Origin of the sequence: Micromonospora sp. NBC_00898, from assembly GCF_045207895.1 — a bacterium.
Taxonomy (GTDB): Bacteria; Actinomycetota; Actinomycetes; order Mycobacteriales; family Micromonosporaceae; genus Micromonospora.
Genome location: NZ_CP108775.1, coordinates 4,115,881 through 4,129,880 on the forward strand (window position 1 = coordinate 4,115,881; position 14,000 = coordinate 4,129,880).

At 73.3% G+C, this 14,000-nt stretch carries 16 protein-coding genes; 9 read left to right on the forward strand and 7 right to left on the reverse strand.

The features are described from left to right. Nucleotides 1–62 precede the first annotated feature (62 nt). Entirely contained in the window at nt 63–587 is a 525-nt protein-coding gene (locus tag OG799_RS20010) for a LytR C-terminal domain-containing protein (protein ID WP_406046343.1), read from the forward strand. 274 nt (nt 588–861) lie between these two features. Here OG799_RS20010 and OG799_RS20015 read toward each other — a convergent pair whose 3' ends face one another. After that, on the reverse strand, nt 862–1,683 hold the full coding sequence (locus tag OG799_RS20015; RefSeq protein WP_406036695.1) for an inositol monophosphatase family protein: 822 nt from the start codon (nt 1,681–1,683) through the stop codon (nt 862–864). 287 nt (nt 1,684–1,970) lie between these two features. Here OG799_RS20015 and OG799_RS20020 point away from each other — a divergent pair, with 287 nt between their 5' ends. Both OG799_RS20020 and OG799_RS20025 read left to right on the forward strand, forming a co-directional pair. After that, complete coding sequence (locus OG799_RS20020) at nt 1,971–3,581, forward strand: RNA polymerase sigma factor (RefSeq protein WP_406036696.1); 1,611 nt, start codon at nt 1,971–1,973, stop codon at nt 3,579–3,581. Between the two features lie 247 nt (nt 3,582–3,828). Then, nucleotides 3,829–4,062 carry a hypothetical protein gene (locus OG799_RS20025; RefSeq protein ID WP_088964796.1) on the forward strand — a complete coding sequence of 78 codons (234 nt, stop codon included), beginning with the start codon at nt 3,829–3,831 and terminating at the stop codon, nt 4,060–4,062. Between the two features lie 191 nt (nt 4,063–4,253). Here OG799_RS20025 and OG799_RS20030 read toward each other — a convergent pair whose 3' ends face one another. The 3 genes from OG799_RS20030 to OG799_RS20040 all read right to left on the reverse strand — a co-directional run bounded on the left by OG799_RS20030 (nt 4,254) and on the right by OG799_RS20040 (nt 7,072). After that, a complete protein-coding gene (locus OG799_RS20030; RefSeq protein WP_406036697.1) occupies nt 4,254–5,987 on the reverse strand; it encodes a DEAD/DEAH box helicase in 1,734 nt (577 codons plus the stop codon). Between the two features lie 175 nt (nt 5,988–6,162). Continuing rightward, the gene (locus OG799_RS20035) at nt 6,163–6,813 is read right to left on the reverse strand and encodes a trimeric intracellular cation channel family protein (protein WP_406036698.1); all 651 of its coding nucleotides are present in this window, start codon (nt 6,811–6,813) and stop codon (nt 6,163–6,165) included. A 40-nt stretch (nt 6,814–6,853) separates the two neighbouring features. Further along, a complete protein-coding gene (locus tag OG799_RS20040; protein WP_406036699.1) occupies nt 6,854–7,072 on the reverse strand; it encodes a DUF3039 domain-containing protein in 219 nt (72 codons plus the stop codon). Nucleotides 7,073–7,160: 88 nt separating this feature from the next. Between OG799_RS20040 and OG799_RS20045 the strand changes: the two genes are divergently transcribed. Both OG799_RS20045 and OG799_RS20050 read left to right on the forward strand, forming a co-directional pair. Continuing rightward, the gene (locus OG799_RS20045) at nt 7,161–8,093 is read left to right on the forward strand and encodes a pseudouridine-5'-phosphate glycosidase (RefSeq protein WP_406036700.1); all 933 of its coding nucleotides are present in this window, start codon (nt 7,161–7,163) and stop codon (nt 8,091–8,093) included. After that, nucleotides 8,090–8,989, forward strand: coding sequence for a carbohydrate kinase family protein (locus OG799_RS20050; protein ID WP_406036701.1), 900 nt, complete (start codon nt 8,090–8,092; stop codon nt 8,987–8,989). The genes OG799_RS20045 and OG799_RS20050 overlap by 4 nt, the downstream gene beginning before the upstream one ends. 89 nt (nt 8,990–9,078) lie before the next feature. Here OG799_RS20050 and OG799_RS20055 read toward each other — a convergent pair whose 3' ends face one another. Further along, nucleotides 9,079–9,435: a DUF3099 domain-containing protein gene (locus tag OG799_RS20055; protein WP_406046344.1), complete on the reverse strand. Its 357-nt coding sequence runs from the start codon at nt 9,433–9,435 to the stop codon at nt 9,079–9,081. A 106-nt stretch (nt 9,436–9,541) separates the two neighbouring features. Here OG799_RS20055 and OG799_RS20060 point away from each other — a divergent pair, with 106 nt between their 5' ends. Further along, entirely contained in the window at nt 9,542–9,829 is a 288-nt protein-coding gene (locus OG799_RS20060) for a hypothetical protein (protein ID WP_406036702.1), read from the forward strand. A gap of 13 nt (nt 9,830–9,842) precedes the next feature. Then, on the forward strand, nt 9,843–10,154 hold the full coding sequence (locus tag OG799_RS20065) for a hypothetical protein (protein WP_406036703.1): 312 nt from the start codon (nt 9,843–9,845) through the stop codon (nt 10,152–10,154). A gap of 8 nt (nt 10,155–10,162) precedes the next feature. Here the strand turns inward: OG799_RS20065 and OG799_RS20070 are convergent, their stop codons facing one another. Together OG799_RS20070 and OG799_RS20075 are read right to left on the reverse strand one after the other, a co-directional pair. After that, entirely contained in the window at nt 10,163–11,362 is a 1,200-nt protein-coding gene (locus OG799_RS20070; RefSeq protein ID WP_406036704.1) for a low temperature requirement protein A, read from the reverse strand. A gap of 57 nt (nt 11,363–11,419) precedes the next feature. Next, the gene (locus OG799_RS20075; protein ID WP_406036705.1) at nt 11,420–12,001 is read right to left on the reverse strand and encodes an HhH-GPD-type base excision DNA repair protein; all 582 of its coding nucleotides are present in this window, start codon (nt 11,999–12,001) and stop codon (nt 11,420–11,422) included. Nucleotides 12,002–12,049: 48 nt separating this feature from the next. On the opposite strand from OG799_RS20075, the gene OG799_RS20080 reads away from it, so the two are divergent. Both OG799_RS20080 and dtd read left to right on the forward strand, forming a co-directional pair. Beyond that, on the forward strand, nt 12,050–13,519 hold the full coding sequence (locus OG799_RS20080) for a methyltransferase (RefSeq protein ID WP_406046345.1): 1,470 nt from the start codon (nt 12,050–12,052) through the stop codon (nt 13,517–13,519). Between the two features lie 46 nt (nt 13,520–13,565). Further along, entirely contained in the window at nt 13,566–13,988 is a 423-nt protein-coding gene (gene dtd / locus OG799_RS20085; RefSeq protein ID WP_406036706.1) for a D-aminoacyl-tRNA deacylase, read from the forward strand. Nucleotides 13,989–14,000 lie beyond the last annotated feature (12 nt).

Consider the following 14,000-nt stretch of genomic DNA (forward strand, 5'->3'; position numbering starts at 1 on the left):
CGACCGCCAGCGGCCGCCGCCACCCAACACGTCCGGGGAGCGCCCAGATGAGTTTTGCGCGAGTGCGGGCACTCGTTGTCGTCGGTCTGCTGGCGGTCGTCGCCCTGGTCTTCGTCGTCATCGCCGTGGTACGCGACACCCAGGGTAAAGCGGGCACCGCGGCGGGCTGCCCCGACGGCTGGCCGCTGGCCGACGTGACCCTGCGCGAGCCGAAGGACGTCAAGATCAACGTCTACAACGCCACTGACCCCCCGCAGCCGGGCCTGGCCAGCAGCGTGGCGGACGACTTCCGCAACCGCAAGTTCCAGGTCAAGAAGGAGGGCAACTCGCCGAAGGGCGTCGACGAGGTCGCGGTGCTCCGCTTCGGACCGAAGGCCGTGGGTTCCGCGCACCTGCTGCGGGCCTATTTCCTCAACAACGCCGAGCGGCAGTTCGACATCAAGCGCAAGGACGACACGGTCGACGTGATCCTCGGCAACGGCTTCCAGCAGTTGGCAACCACCACCGAGGTCAACCAGTCCCTCGGCGACCTCGGTTCCCCGGGCGCCCCGCCCGGCACCTGCCCGGCCCCGGTCGACGACAAGTAGTTCCCCTCCGGTCGATCAACCGCCCCCGCCACGTCCGGCGGGGGCGGTTGATCGACTCCGGGCCGCGTTCGGCGGGCGGTTGATCGACTCCAGCTCGGCGACCTGGCGGTGTCGGACGGGCCGGGTCAGCTCCAGGTTCCCCGACGTGGAGTGGATCAGGCCGGCCCGGACGCGCCCGCGGCTGTCCGGCGCCATCGGTCGGACAACCCGCACGGGCCGACAGCCCGGGGCCGCGACACGCCGAGGAAGAGGCGGTCCCGGCGTGCCGGGCGGGTCAGGGGCCGCCGGAGGCGTCCAGGGCGGCCAGCCGGGTGTGCAGCGGCTCGAAGAGCGCCGGCGGGGCGGCGATCACCAGGTCCGGACCGGCCGGCCGCCCGGCCAGCCCGGTCACCAGCAGCCCCGCCTCGCGGGCGACCAGCCCGCCCGCGGCGAGGTCCCAGGCGGCCAGCCCCTTCTCGTAGTACGCGTCGACGCGGCCCTCGGCGGCCAGACACAGGTCCAGCGCCGCCGCCCCCATCCGGCGGATGTCCCGCACGTGCGGGATCAGCTCGGCGACCACCCGGGCCTGGTGCGCCCGCCGGCCGGAGTCGTAGCCGAACCCGGTGGCGACCAGCGCCTGGCCCAGGTCGGTCTCGGTGGAGCAGCGCAGCCGCTCGCCGTCCCGCCACGCGCCGCCGCCCGCGGTGGCGGTCCACTCCTCGCCGGTGGCCACGTTGCGCACCACGCCGGCCACCACCTCCCCGTCCACCTCGGCGGCGAGGGAGACCGCGTAGTACGGCAGCCCGTACAGGTAGTTCACGGTGCCGTCGATCGGATCGACGATCCAACGCACCCCGCCCGGGGCGACCGGCCCGGTGTCCCCGGCGCCGTACTCCTCGCCGAGCACCGCGTCGTCCGGGCGCACCTTGCGCAGGGCGTCGAGCACCTGGCGCTCCACGGCCCGGTCGGCGGCGGTGACCACGTCGGTGACCGTGCTCTTGGTCGCGGCGACCGAAACCCCCTCGGCCCGCATCCGGTGGGCGGTGGCGGCCGCGTCCCGGGCGACATCGATCGCGATCTCCAGCAGTTCCTGCGTCGGCGGCGCCGAGCGGATCATGGTTTGTCCCCTTCCCGTACGACCGGTGATTCCCGGGTCGTGCGCGGGTATCATCCTTACAAAGTCCACATCTGCGCCCAATCGGCGGTCGGTATCGCCAGTACGCCGTGCGGCGCAGGATGATCGCGGCAGACGGCGTTACAATTCACCCTGCCCACGCGCCACGGACCGCCAGCGACCGGCCGGTTCGGGACACGAGGGTCCCTCAACGACATCGCCCGGCACGGCGTTCCGTGCTGCGCCGGACGACCCGGCCGTGCTCGCTCTTCGCCTCCGGAAGGTCATTCGTGACAGAACCCCGCCAGAACGGCGCCGACGTTCGCTCGCTCACCGACACCCTGATCGCCCACGCGCAGAGCGCCGGCGGCCAGCTCACGTCGGCCCAGCTCGCGCGCACTGTCGAGTCCGCTGAGGTGACCCCGGCCCAGGCCAAGAAGATCCTGCGCGCGCTCTCCGAGGCGGGCGTGACGGTGGTCGTGGACGGCTCCGCCAGCACCCGCCGTCGGGTGGCCGCCGCCCGCTCCGCCACGCCGGCGTCCCGGGCCACCACCGCCAAGACCACCAAGAAGGCCGCCGCGCCCGCCCCGAAGCAGGCGCCCGCCGCCGACGATGCTCCGGCCCCCGCCCCGCGGAAGGCGACCGCGCGCAAGGCCGCCGGCACCACCGCCGAGGTGGCCGCCAAGGCCGGCGCGCCGGCCAAGGCCACCAAGGCGACCCGGGCCACCAAGGCGACCGTGGCCGCGAAGACCGCCGGGGCGAAGCCGGCCAAGGCCGGCGCGAAGGGCGAGGGCGCCGAGGGCGAGATCGACCCGGAGGAGCTCGCCGCCGCGATCGAGGACGTGGTGGTCGAGGAGCCGGCCGAGCTGACCCAGGCCGCCGAGACCGACGCCGCCGCCTCCGCCACGGACAACGACTTCGAGTGGGACGACGAGGAGTCCGAGGCGCTCAAGCAGGCGCGCCGGGACGCCGAGCTGACCGCCTCCGCCGACTCCGTCCGGGCGTACCTCAAGCAGATCGGCAAGGTTCCGCTGCTCAACGCCGAGCAGGAGGTCGAGCTCGCCAAGCGGATCGAGGCCGGCCTCTACGCGGCCGAGCGGCTGCGCGCGGCCGAGGAGGGTGAGGAGAAGCTCACCCGCGAGATGCAGCGCGACCTGGGCTGGATCTCCCGCGACGGCGAGCGCGCCAAGAACCACCTGCTGGAGGCCAACCTCCGGCTGGTCGTCTCGCTGGCCAAGCGCTACACCGGTCGCGGCATGGCGTTCCTGGACCTGATCCAGGAGGGCAACCTCGGCCTGATCCGCGCGGTCGAGAAGTTCGACTACACCAAGGGCTACAAGTTCTCCACCTACGCCACCTGGTGGATCCGCCAGGCCATCACCCGCGCCATGGCCGACCAGGCCCGCACCATCCGCATCCCGGTGCACATGGTCGAGGTGATCAACAAGCTCGGCCGGATCCAGCGCGAGCTGCTCCAGGACCTGGGCCGCGAGCCCACCCCGGAGGAGCTGGCCAAGGAGATGGATATCACACCGGAGAAGGTGCTGGAGATCCAGCAGTACGCCCGGGAGCCCATCTCGCTGGACCAGACCATCGGTGACGAGGGCGACAGCCAGCTCGGCGACTTCATCGAGGACTCGGAGGCCGTGGTCGCGGTCGACGCGGTCTCGTTCTCGCTGTTGCAGGACCAGCTCCAGCAGGTGCTGCAGACGCTCTCCGAGCGTGAGGCGGGCGTGGTACGCCTGCGCTTCGGCCTGACCGACGGCCAGCCGCGTACCCTGGACGAGATCGGCCAGGTGTACGGCGTGACCCGGGAGCGCATCCGGCAGATCGAATCCAAGACCATGTCCAAGTTGCGGCACCCCTCGCGTTCCCAGGTGCTCCGCGACTACCTGGACTGACAGGTTCACGTCAACTAGTCGTGTCGCTTTGATCACCAGCCGTACAACACTCGATGGTGATCGGCCGGTTGCCTGTTTGTGATCGTTGACGTGGCACCCTTGGTGCACGGCACACTGTCTCCACGTCAGGTGTGACCTCGGTCCCCCGCGGGCACACAGGGAAGGCAGGGCCCGAGAAGGGTGTTGCACGATAGGTGAGCAACGACCGAAGAGAGTGTTCATCGGTGACGACCAGAGGAGGAAGGCGATGACCCCGACCCTCACGCCGCCGCCCGAGACGGTGGCTCCCCCAGCCGCCGATGAACGGTGCGACCGCTGCAATGCTGCCGGCAAGCTCCGGATCACTCTGGCGGGTGGGAGCGAGCTGGTGTTCTGTGGGCACCACGCGAACAAGTACGCCGAGGATCTCGTGAAGATCACGGTCAAGTACGCGACGGACCCGGAGTTCAGCTGGCGTGGCGCCGATCTGATGGCGAACTGAAACCGCAACCGCACAACGACGACATAGCCGGCCGGAGGCCCCCACGGGGAGCCTCCGGCCGGCTTTTCGCATGCTCTGCCGCGCCCGCGCCCGCGCCGGCGCCCGCGCCCGCGCCCCGCGCCCCGCGCCCCGCGCCCGGGTTGGGGCTGCGGAGGCGGATGGGGCCCGACAGCCGCCTGCGGCCGCTCGGGTCAGAGCGTCTGGACGGTGGCGATGCGCTCTTCGAGCTGCTCGATGGTGGCCTGCGCGCTGGGCGGGCCGCCGCAGAGCCGGCGCAGCTCGGCGTGGATCTTGCCGTGTGGCTGGCCGGTGCGGTGGTGGCGGGCGGCCACCAGGGCGTTCAGCTGGCGTCGTAGGGCCACCCGGCGCTGGGCGGCGCTCATCGGCGGCGGGGGCGCCGCGGGGCTGTCAGCAGCCGGCTCAGCGGTCCGGGTGGTGGCCCGACGGCGCTGGGCGGCGAGCTGCTCGGCCTGCCGCTTGGTGAGCAGCAGGGAGACCTGGTCGGCGGTGAGCAGGCCGGGGAGTCCGAGGTATTCCTCCTCCTCCGGGGTGCCGGCCTGGGCGGCGGTGCCGAAGGACGCGCCGTCGAAGATCACCTGGTCGAGCTCGGCCGTGGCGAAGAGCGCCGCGAAGCGCTTCTCCAGCTCACCGCTGGCCTGGTCGTCGCGCTGGGCGCGCTCCAGCAGGTCGTCGTCGAAGCCCTCGTTGTCCTTGGGCTTGCCGAGCACGTGGTCCCGCTCGGCCTCCATCTCGCTGGCCAGCCCGAGCAGGTGCGGCACGCTGGGCAGGAAGACCGAGGCGGTCTCGCCGGGGCGGCGGGCCCGGACGAACCGGCCGATGGCCTGCGCGAAGTAGAGCGGGGTGCTGGCGCTGGTGGCGTACACCCCGACGGCCAGCCGGGGGATGTCGACGCCCTCGGAGACCATCCGGACCGCGACCAGCCAGCGCTGCTCAGACGCCGCGAACGTCGCGATCCGCGCGGACGCGCCCTGGTCGTCGGAGAGCACCACGGCGGCCTTCTCGCCGGTCACCTGCTCGATCAGCTTGGCGTACGAGCGGGCGGTCTGCTGGTCGCTGGCGATGATCAGGCCGCCCGCGTCGGCCATCCCGGCGTTGCGCAGCACGGTCAGCCGGGCGTCGGCGGCGCGCAGCACCTGCGGCATCCAGTCCCCGGCCGGGTCCAGGGCGGTACGCCAGGCCTGGGCGACGAGGTCCTGGGTCATCGGCTCGCCCAGCCGGGCGGCCAGTTCCTCACCGGCGTTGGTGCGCCATCGGGTTTCCCCGGAGTACGCCAGGAAGAGCACCGGCCGGACCACGCCGTCGCGCAGCGCGTCGGCGTAGCCGTAGACCGAGTCGGCGCGGGAGCGCAGCAGCCCGTCGCCACCCCGCTCGTAGCCGACGAACGGGATCGGGTTGTCGTCGGAGCGAAACGGCGTACCGGTGAGCATCAGCCGGCGTACCGCCGGTTCGAAGGCGGCCTTGGCCCCGTCGCCCCAGGAGCGGGAGTCGCCGGCGTGGTGGATCTCGTCCAGGATGACCAGGGTGCGCCGGGTCATGGTGCGGCGGCGGTGCACCTGGGGCGCCATGCCGACCTGGGCGTAGGTGACGACCGCGCCGTGGAAGTCGGCGGAGGAGTGCAGGTCGGCGTTGCGGAACGCGGCGTCGAGCTGGATGCCGACCCGGGCGGCGGACTCGGCCCACTGGGACTTCAGGTGCTCGGTCGGGGCGACCACGGTGACCGCCTCGACGGTGCCGTCGCCGAGCAGCTCGGCGGCGATCCGCAGGGCGAAGGTGGTCTTACCGGCGCCGGGGGTGGCGACCGCGGTGAAGTCCTCGGTCCGGCGGCGCAGGTACTCCACCAGCGCCTTGCGTTGCCAGGCGCGTAGGGGTGGGAACGTCTCGAGCGCCGGCGTCCGGGCTGCCACGCGAAGGCTCCTCTCCGACCGCAACTGGGGCGGACCCGGGCCGAGGGCCACGGGTACCGCCGCCCATGAAAACGCCTCCGCGCAGAGGATGCCGCGAAGGCCGACTCAGCATAACCAGCGGGGCCCGTTCGCCCCAGTCGGCGCCACGCTGGTCACATCCCGCGCACCCGGCGGGTCAGCCCTGCGGGCCGCGGGTGCCGGTGCGCGGCGGGCGCACGGTGGGCACCGGGGCGGACCAGCGCCGGCGCAGGGAGATCAGGCGCAGCGCGAAGACGGCGACGACCGCCCCGGTCAGCGGCGCGGTCGTCGCCTGCCCGTACGTCGACAGCAGGGCCACCACGATCGACCCGGCGAGCGCCGCCACCGCGTAGATCTCCCGGCGCAGCACCACCGGGATCTCGCCGGTGAGCAGGTCCCGGCCGAGCCCGCCGCCGATGGCGGTGAGCATGCCGATCATGCAGGCGCCGACCGCCGGCACGTGGGCGTCGAGGGCCTTGAGTGTGCCGGTGACGGTGAACAGCCCGAGGCCGGCCGCGTCGAGCACCAGCACGGTGGTGCGCAGCCGGGCGAGCTGCGGGTGGAGCCGGAACACGGCGGCGGCGGTGACCGCCGCGGTGATCGCGTACCGCCAGTCGGCGAAGGCCAACGGCGGCACCTCGTCGATCGCCAGGTCGCGGAAGATGCCGCCGCCGAGCGCCGCGACGACCCCGACGAAGACCACCCCGAAGAGGTCCAGCCGTTTGGCCACCGCCGCGGACGCGCCCGAGGCGGCGAAGACGGCCACCCCGGTCAGGTCGGCGACGAGCAGGGCGGTGGAGGTGGTCACCGCCGCAGGCTACGCGGGCGGCCGGGGCGACCGCCCGGGATCACTCGCGGTACGAGTCGTAGATCTCCTTGCACTTCGGGCAGACCGGCGAACCGGGCTTGGCCGCCTTGGTCACCGGGAACGTCTCGCCGCAGAGCGCCACGACGTAAGTGCCCATGACGGCACTCTCGGCGATCTTCTCCTTGCGCACGTAGTGGAACATCTCGGGACCGGTGTCGGCGTCCTTCAGTTCCGGACGCTCGAGAACCTGTGTGCTCACGTCTACACCTCCAACCTTTCCAGTTTCGCAGGTCGTCCGGGGCCGGTCCACCGCAGGCCGCCCGGAGGACGGCGGTACCGTAACGGAAGTGACCAACTTTCACATCCGTTACGGCACCGAGGTGGCCGACGCCCTGCGCGCCGGGCGTCCCGTCGTCGCCCTGGAGAGCACCATCGTCTCGCACGGCCTCCCCCGGCCGGACAACCTGCTGGTCGCCCGGCAGATCGAGCAGGCGGTCCGGGACGCCGGCGCGGTCCCGGCCACCATCGGCATGGTCGGCGGCGAGCTGGTGGTGGGTCTGGACGACGCGCAGCTGACCCGGCTCGCCACGGTCGACGGGGTGAGCAAGCTCTCCGTACGCGATCTGGCGGTGGCCGGCGCCACCGGCGCGGACGGCGCCACCACCGTGGCCGCGACCAGCGCGGTGGCCGCGGCCGCCGGGATCGGCGTCTTCGCCACCGGCGGCCTGGGCGGGGTGCACCGGGAGGCCGCGCAGACCTTCGACGAGTCCGCGGACCTGGTCACCCTGGCCCGGACGCCGATCGCCGTGGTCTGCGCGGGGGTGAAGTCGATCCTCGACGTGGGCGCGACGCTGGAGCGGCTGGAGACCCTCGGCGTCGGCGTGGTGGGCTACCGCACCCGCCGCTTCCCCGGCTTCTACCTCACCGACGCCGGCTTCGACCTGGACTGGTCGGTGGACTCGCCGGAGCAGGTGGCCGACGTGCTGGCCGCCCGGACGGAGCAGGGCGTGCACCAGGGCGGGCTGATCGTGGCCAATCCGCTTCCCGTCGACGAGCAGCTCGACCCGGAGCTGCACGACCGGACGCTCGCCGACGGCCTGGCCATGCTGGCCCGGGACGGGGTGACCGGCAAGGCCGTGACGCCGTTCCTGCTGGCCCACTTCCACTCCGCCACCCACGGCGCCAGCCTGGCGGTGAACGTGCGCATCATCCTGCGCAACGCCGACCTGGCCGCCCGGATCGCCGTCGCCGCCGCCCGTCGTTCCGCCGGCACGGCATGAACCAGCGGTCCCGCATCCTCGTCGTCGGCGACGTGATCACCGACGTGGTGGCGGCGCTCTCCGGGCCGCTGGCGACCGGCTCGGACACCGCCGCCGAGATCCGCTTCAGCGGTGGCGGCCAGGCGGCCAACACGGCCGCCTGGATCGCCGCCCAGGGGGTGGACGTGACGCTGGTCGGCGCGGTCGGCGACGACGAGGCGGGACGCGACCGGGTGGCCGAGTTGACCCGGATCGGCGTCGACTGCGCGGTGGAGCCCCACGAGGGCTACCCGACCGGCACGGTCATCGTGCTCACCACCGACGGCGAGCGGACCATGGTCAGCCAGCGCGGGGCGAACCTGCGGCTGAGCGCCGCGCACGTCGACCAGGCCCTGGCCGGGGCGCCCGACGCCGGGCACCTGCACCTGTCCGCGTACACCCTGTTGGACGCGGCGTCGCGCGGCGCGGGGCTGCGGGCGCTGGCCGCCGCCCGCGAGCGCGGGCTCACCACCAGCGTCGACGCGGCCTCCGCGGCGCCGCTGCGGCGGGTCGGTGCGGCGGACTTCCTGACCTGGGTACGCGACGTCGACCTGCTGCTGGTCAACACGGACGAGGCGACGGTGCTGGCCGGCGGGCTGGACGCGGCGGCGCAGGCGCGGGCGCTGTCGGCGACGGCCCGCCGGGTGGTGGTCAAGCGGGGCGCGGCCGGCGCGGTCTGGGTGGACCGGAACGCCACGGTCAGCGTCGCGCCGGCCCGCCGGGTGTCCGTGGTGGACGTCACCGGCGCCGGCGACGCCTTCGCCGCCGGCTTGCTCACGGCCTGGCTGGCGGGCGCGGACCCGCGCGCCGCGCTCGACCGCGCGGCCGACCTCGGCGCCGCCGCCGTCGCCACCCTCGGCGCCCGCCCGACCCCCTGACGCTTCCCGCGATCTGGCGGTTGCGGTCCCACCGCTGTCCCGATCCGAGCGGTTCGCCGGGGCACAAAGCGCAAGATCGCGGGGGGAGATCAGGGCTCGACGTCGATGATCTTGTGGGGGCGTTCCTCGGCGGTGAGGCTCATCGGCGGGGCGTCGTCGCGGTGGCGGGGGTGGAGCTTGTTCGCCAGGCGGTGCTCTTCCTTCGGCGGGCCGTCGTTGGCCAGCAGCACCGCCAGCCAGGGGATGAGCACCATCCCGAGGCCGAGCAGGGGCAGCCAGAGCCAGAGCAGGGGTGCCTTCGCCACGACCAGGACGGCACCGACCACCAGGCACGCCACCCGGATGCCCATCATCAGCACGTACCGCTTCTGCCGGCTGTTTAGCTGGTCGTCCTGGCTGCGCGAGGCGTCGGTGATCAGGATCGGCTGGTACGCCTGACGCTTCACCACGGACCTCCTCGAGGGGTTACGCCCCATCCTGTCACCCGAACCCGTTGATCAGCGAAAATTGACTCATCCCGTTCGCGTGTTACGTGCGTGGTACGCTCCGCTCGTGGGCAGCCGGTTCAGCTTCACCGACGAGGCGTTGGCCAACCTGCGGGTCTACGACGTCACGCCCGGGGAAGTCTGGGAGGCCCTGCACAGCACGCGCCGGGTCATCCGGCACCTCGGCGACGACGTCATGGTCGTCTACGCGGTGTCCCACCGGGGGCGACGACTCGCCGTGCTGCTCGCCGAGGCCGACGGCGCCGCCCACGACTGGGACGTCCTGTCCGCGCGCGAGCTGAGCGACGTCGAGGCGAAGCGCTACGACGAGGCGGTACGGAGATCTCGCCGATGAGGAGGCGGTCACCATGGACCGGAACGAGGCGACCAAGCGTTTCCACGGCGGCGACGACGCGCTGGCCGAGCTGATCGACGAGAGCCAGCCGGCGGAGCTGCCCACCCCCGATACCGACGTGCCGATGGTCAGCCGCTCGGTGCGCCTCCCGCTGGAGACGTACGAGCGGGTCCGGGCCGCCGCCGAGACCCGCGGCATCGGGGTGACCACCCTGATGCGACAGTGGATCGAGGCGGGCCTGGCCGAGCTCGACGACTCCGCGACCGTCTCGCTCGCCGACGTACGCCGCGCGCTGGCCTCGCTCTCCCGCCCCACCGCTGCCTGACCGCCCCGTCAGATCGGCGGCGCCGGCTGCTCCGGCGGCCGGCCCCGGGCCCGCATTGCGTCGGCCAGCGCGATCCCGGCCAGCACCGCGGTGGTCGCCGTGGCGATCGCCAGCGGGGGCAGCCGGATGACCAGGGGCACCATCGCCACCAGTACGACGACGCCGACCAGCCGGGACCGGGACACCCGCCCGAACACCTCGTACTCGAAGCGCGCCCGGCCGAGCACGAAGAGCGCCGGACCGCCGATGATCACGGTGAGCCAGGCCGGGTCGGTGTGCCCGCCGGGGTGGCCGATGACGAGCTCGTAGCCGACGGCGGCGGCGACGATGCCGGCCACCATGACCAGGTGGGTGTACGTCGCCGACTCGGCGAGCCGGCCGGGTCGCGCCGACCCGGCCACCGCCTCCACCAGCACCGTGCCGGCGCGGTAGAAGTAGATCCGCCAGAGCAGCGCGGTGCTCGCGAAGGCGATGGCGAAGGCCACCCACTGGGTGCCCGCGAACGCGCTCATGCTGAAGCCGAACCCGCTGATCAGGATCATCTCGCCCAGCGCGATGATGGTGAACTGCTGGTAACGCTCGGCCAGGTGCTCGCCGGTGACCGGCCAGGAGGAGGTGGGCGACCGGCCCCGTCCGGGCAGCGGCCAGCCCAGCCGGACCGCGCCGTAGTCGATGATCACCGCGACGGTCCAGAGCACCCCGCGGGCGTCGTTGTGCGCGGCCGCTCCGGCGATCCACGGCACCGCCGAGACCACCGCCCAGACGAGGATCCGGACGGCGACGTGCCGCTCCGGGTGGTTTCGCATCGCCACCGTGAGGAAGAGGGGACGGCCGACCTGGACGGCCACGTAGCCGATCGCGAAGGAGACACCCCGGGTGTCGAACGCCTCCGGCAGCGACACCGCCATCACCATGCTGGCGAACATCGAGCCCGCCACGACCAGTTGGATCTCCGGCCGCTCGGGTTCGTACCGGCTCGTCGTCCAGGTGGTCAGTGACCAGACCATCCAGAGCGCGAGCAGGAGCAGCAGCGTCTGCCCCACCTCGGGGAGGAGGACCCGCCGCTCCACCGTGAAGTCGTCGACCAGCCGGTTCGACACCCGGGTGAGCGCGAAGACGAAGGCGACGTCGAAGAAGAGCTCCAGGAAGGTCGCCCGCGGCGAAGTCTCCGCACCCCGGAGGAGCTGCTCCCCCCGTTGTTCCGCCATCGCCTGCCCGCCGTCGTCGCCTGAGGAGGTCAACGACGGGGGCGGGCGGCGGTTGCGTCAGCCCTTCGCAGCCTTGGCCTTCGCCTCCGCCTTGGCCGCCTGCTTGAACTCGCGCACCCGGCGCAGCGACTCCGGGTCGGTGACGTCGGCCACCGAGCGGTACGCGTCCGCGTCGCCGTACCCGCCCGCGGCCTCCCGCCAGCCGTCCGGCCGCACGTCGTACCGCTTGCCGAGCAGGGCCACGAAGATCTGCGCCTTCTGCTTGCCGAAGCCGGGCAGCTCACCGACCCGACGCAGCAGCTCCCGGCCGTCGCCGGCGTCCACCCAGAGCCGGGCCGGGTCGCCGTCGTACCGGTCGACGAGGACCCGGCAGACCTCCTGGACCCGGGCCGCCATCGCCTTCGGGAACCGGTGCAGGGCCGGCGGCTGGGCGAAGAGCTCGACCAGCGCCTCCGGGGCGTATCCGGCCAGTTCGCGGGCGTCCGGCTCGTGACCGAGCCGCTGGGCCAGCACGTACGGCGAGGAGAATGCCTTCTCCATCGGCACCTGCTGGTCGAGCACCATGCCGAGGAGCAGCGCCAGCGGGCTGCGCTCCAGCAGCCGGTTGGCCTCCGGATCGATGGGCAACGAGAGCGTCATGCCTCCATCCTGCCGGTCGCGAGGCAGGATGACGACGTGGAACATGACATGCTGCTCTCCCCCGCCGGCGTCGAGGCGCTGCGGACCGCGCTGACCCGGGCGGACTTCACCTCGAACGGCATCGCCCACCGACTCGGCTCGCAGGCCACCGGCGCGGTGGCCCGCAACGACTTCCGGGCCGCGCTGCGCGCCACCGAGGACCGCGACCCCCTGGCCACCCTGATCCGCGTGTTCATCTGCGACCAGACCGAGCCGGAGCCCGCGGTCGCCGCCGCGCTCGCGCCGCTGACCGTCGAGGAGGCGCTCGCCGGTGGGCTGGTCGAGCGGTACGGCGACGGCCTGCGCGCCGGCGTCGACCTGGAGCCGTACGGGGACGAGTGGTGGGTGCTCGCCGACGTGCCGGCCAGCGCCCGGCCCGGGAAGCCGCTGCACGCCGAGCACGTGCTGGGCATCGGTGGGGCCACCCAGACGCTGATCGGCGCGACCGTCCGCCGTCCGGTGGAGACCGCGCTGGACCTGGGCACCGGCTCCGGCGTACAGGCCCTGCACCTGGCCACCCACGCCCGGCGGGTCACCGCCACCGACGTCTCCGAGCGGGCGCTGCGCTTCGCCGCCACCACCGCCGCGCTCAACGGCCAGGACTGGGAGCTGCTCCGCGGCGACCTGGTCGCCCCGGTCGCCGGCCGCCGCTTCGACCTGGTGGTGAGCAATCCGCCGTTCGTGGTGGGGCCGGGCACCACCACTCACGTCTACCGCGACTCCGGCCGGGTCGGCGACGCGATCGGGGCCGAGCTGGCCGCCGCCGCGCCGCACCTGCTCACCGAGGGCGGCACCATGCAGTACCTGGCCAACTGGGTGCACGTCACCGGCGAGGAGTGGGCCGAGCGGGTGGCCGGCTGGTTCGCCGGCACCGGGCTGGACGCCTGGGTGATCCAGCGCGAGGTGGCGGACCCGATGGCGTACGTCAACCTGTGGCTGACCGACGTGGGCGAGGCGGCCGACCCGCAGCGGATGGCCGCCTGGCTGGACTGGTTCGACGCGCACAAGGTGGAGGCGATCGGCTTCGGCATCGTCTCGCTACGCCGCTCCGGCCACGACGAGCCGGTGGTCCGGGTGGAGGACCTGCGCCAGCGGGTGGAGCCGCCGCTGGGCGACCACGTCGCCGCCTGGTTCGACCGCCAGGACTGGCTCCGGGCACGCGACACCGACGCGCTGCTGGCCGCCCGCTACCGGGCCGCCGAGGGGCTCCAGCTGCGGCAGGAGGCCACCATGGGCGACGACGGCTGGGCGGTGGACCGGCAGGTGCTCGCCATGCCGCACGGGCTGCGCTGGTCGGAGGAGATCGACCCGCTGGTGCTCGCCCTGGTCGGTGGCGCGGACGGCCGGTTGCCGCTACGCGACCAGCTCGCCCTGCTCGCCGCCGCGCACGACGTCGCCCCCGAGGAGCTGGCCGAGGCGGCCGGCCCGACCGTGGCGCACCTGGTCGAGCGGGGCCTCATCGAGCCGGTGATCGACTGATGCGGGCGCTCGCGCCGACCAGGTCCAGGATGGAGGTGACGGCCTGATGCGGGCCATGGTGCAGACGGTGAGCCGGGCCAGCGTGACCGTCGACGGCGAGGTGGTCGGGGAGATCGCCGACGGCCTGCTGGTGCTGCTCGGGGTGACCCACGCGGACACCCCGCAGGTGGCCACGACGATGGCCCGCAAGGTGTACGAGCTGCGCATCCTCGACGAGGAGCGCAGCGCCGCCGACACCGGCGCCCCGATCCTGGTGGTCAGCCAGTTCACCCTCTACGGCGACACCCGCAAGGGCAGAAGGCCGAGCTGGACCGCCGCGGCCCCCGCCGAGACGGCCGAACCCTTGGTGGAGGCGGTCGTCGAGGAACTCCGGGCCCGCGGCGCCAAGGTCGAGACCGGCCGCTTCCGCACCCACATGCTGGTGGAGAGCGTCAACGTGGGCCCCCGCACCCTCCTCCTCGACCTCTGACCCGGTGCCCCC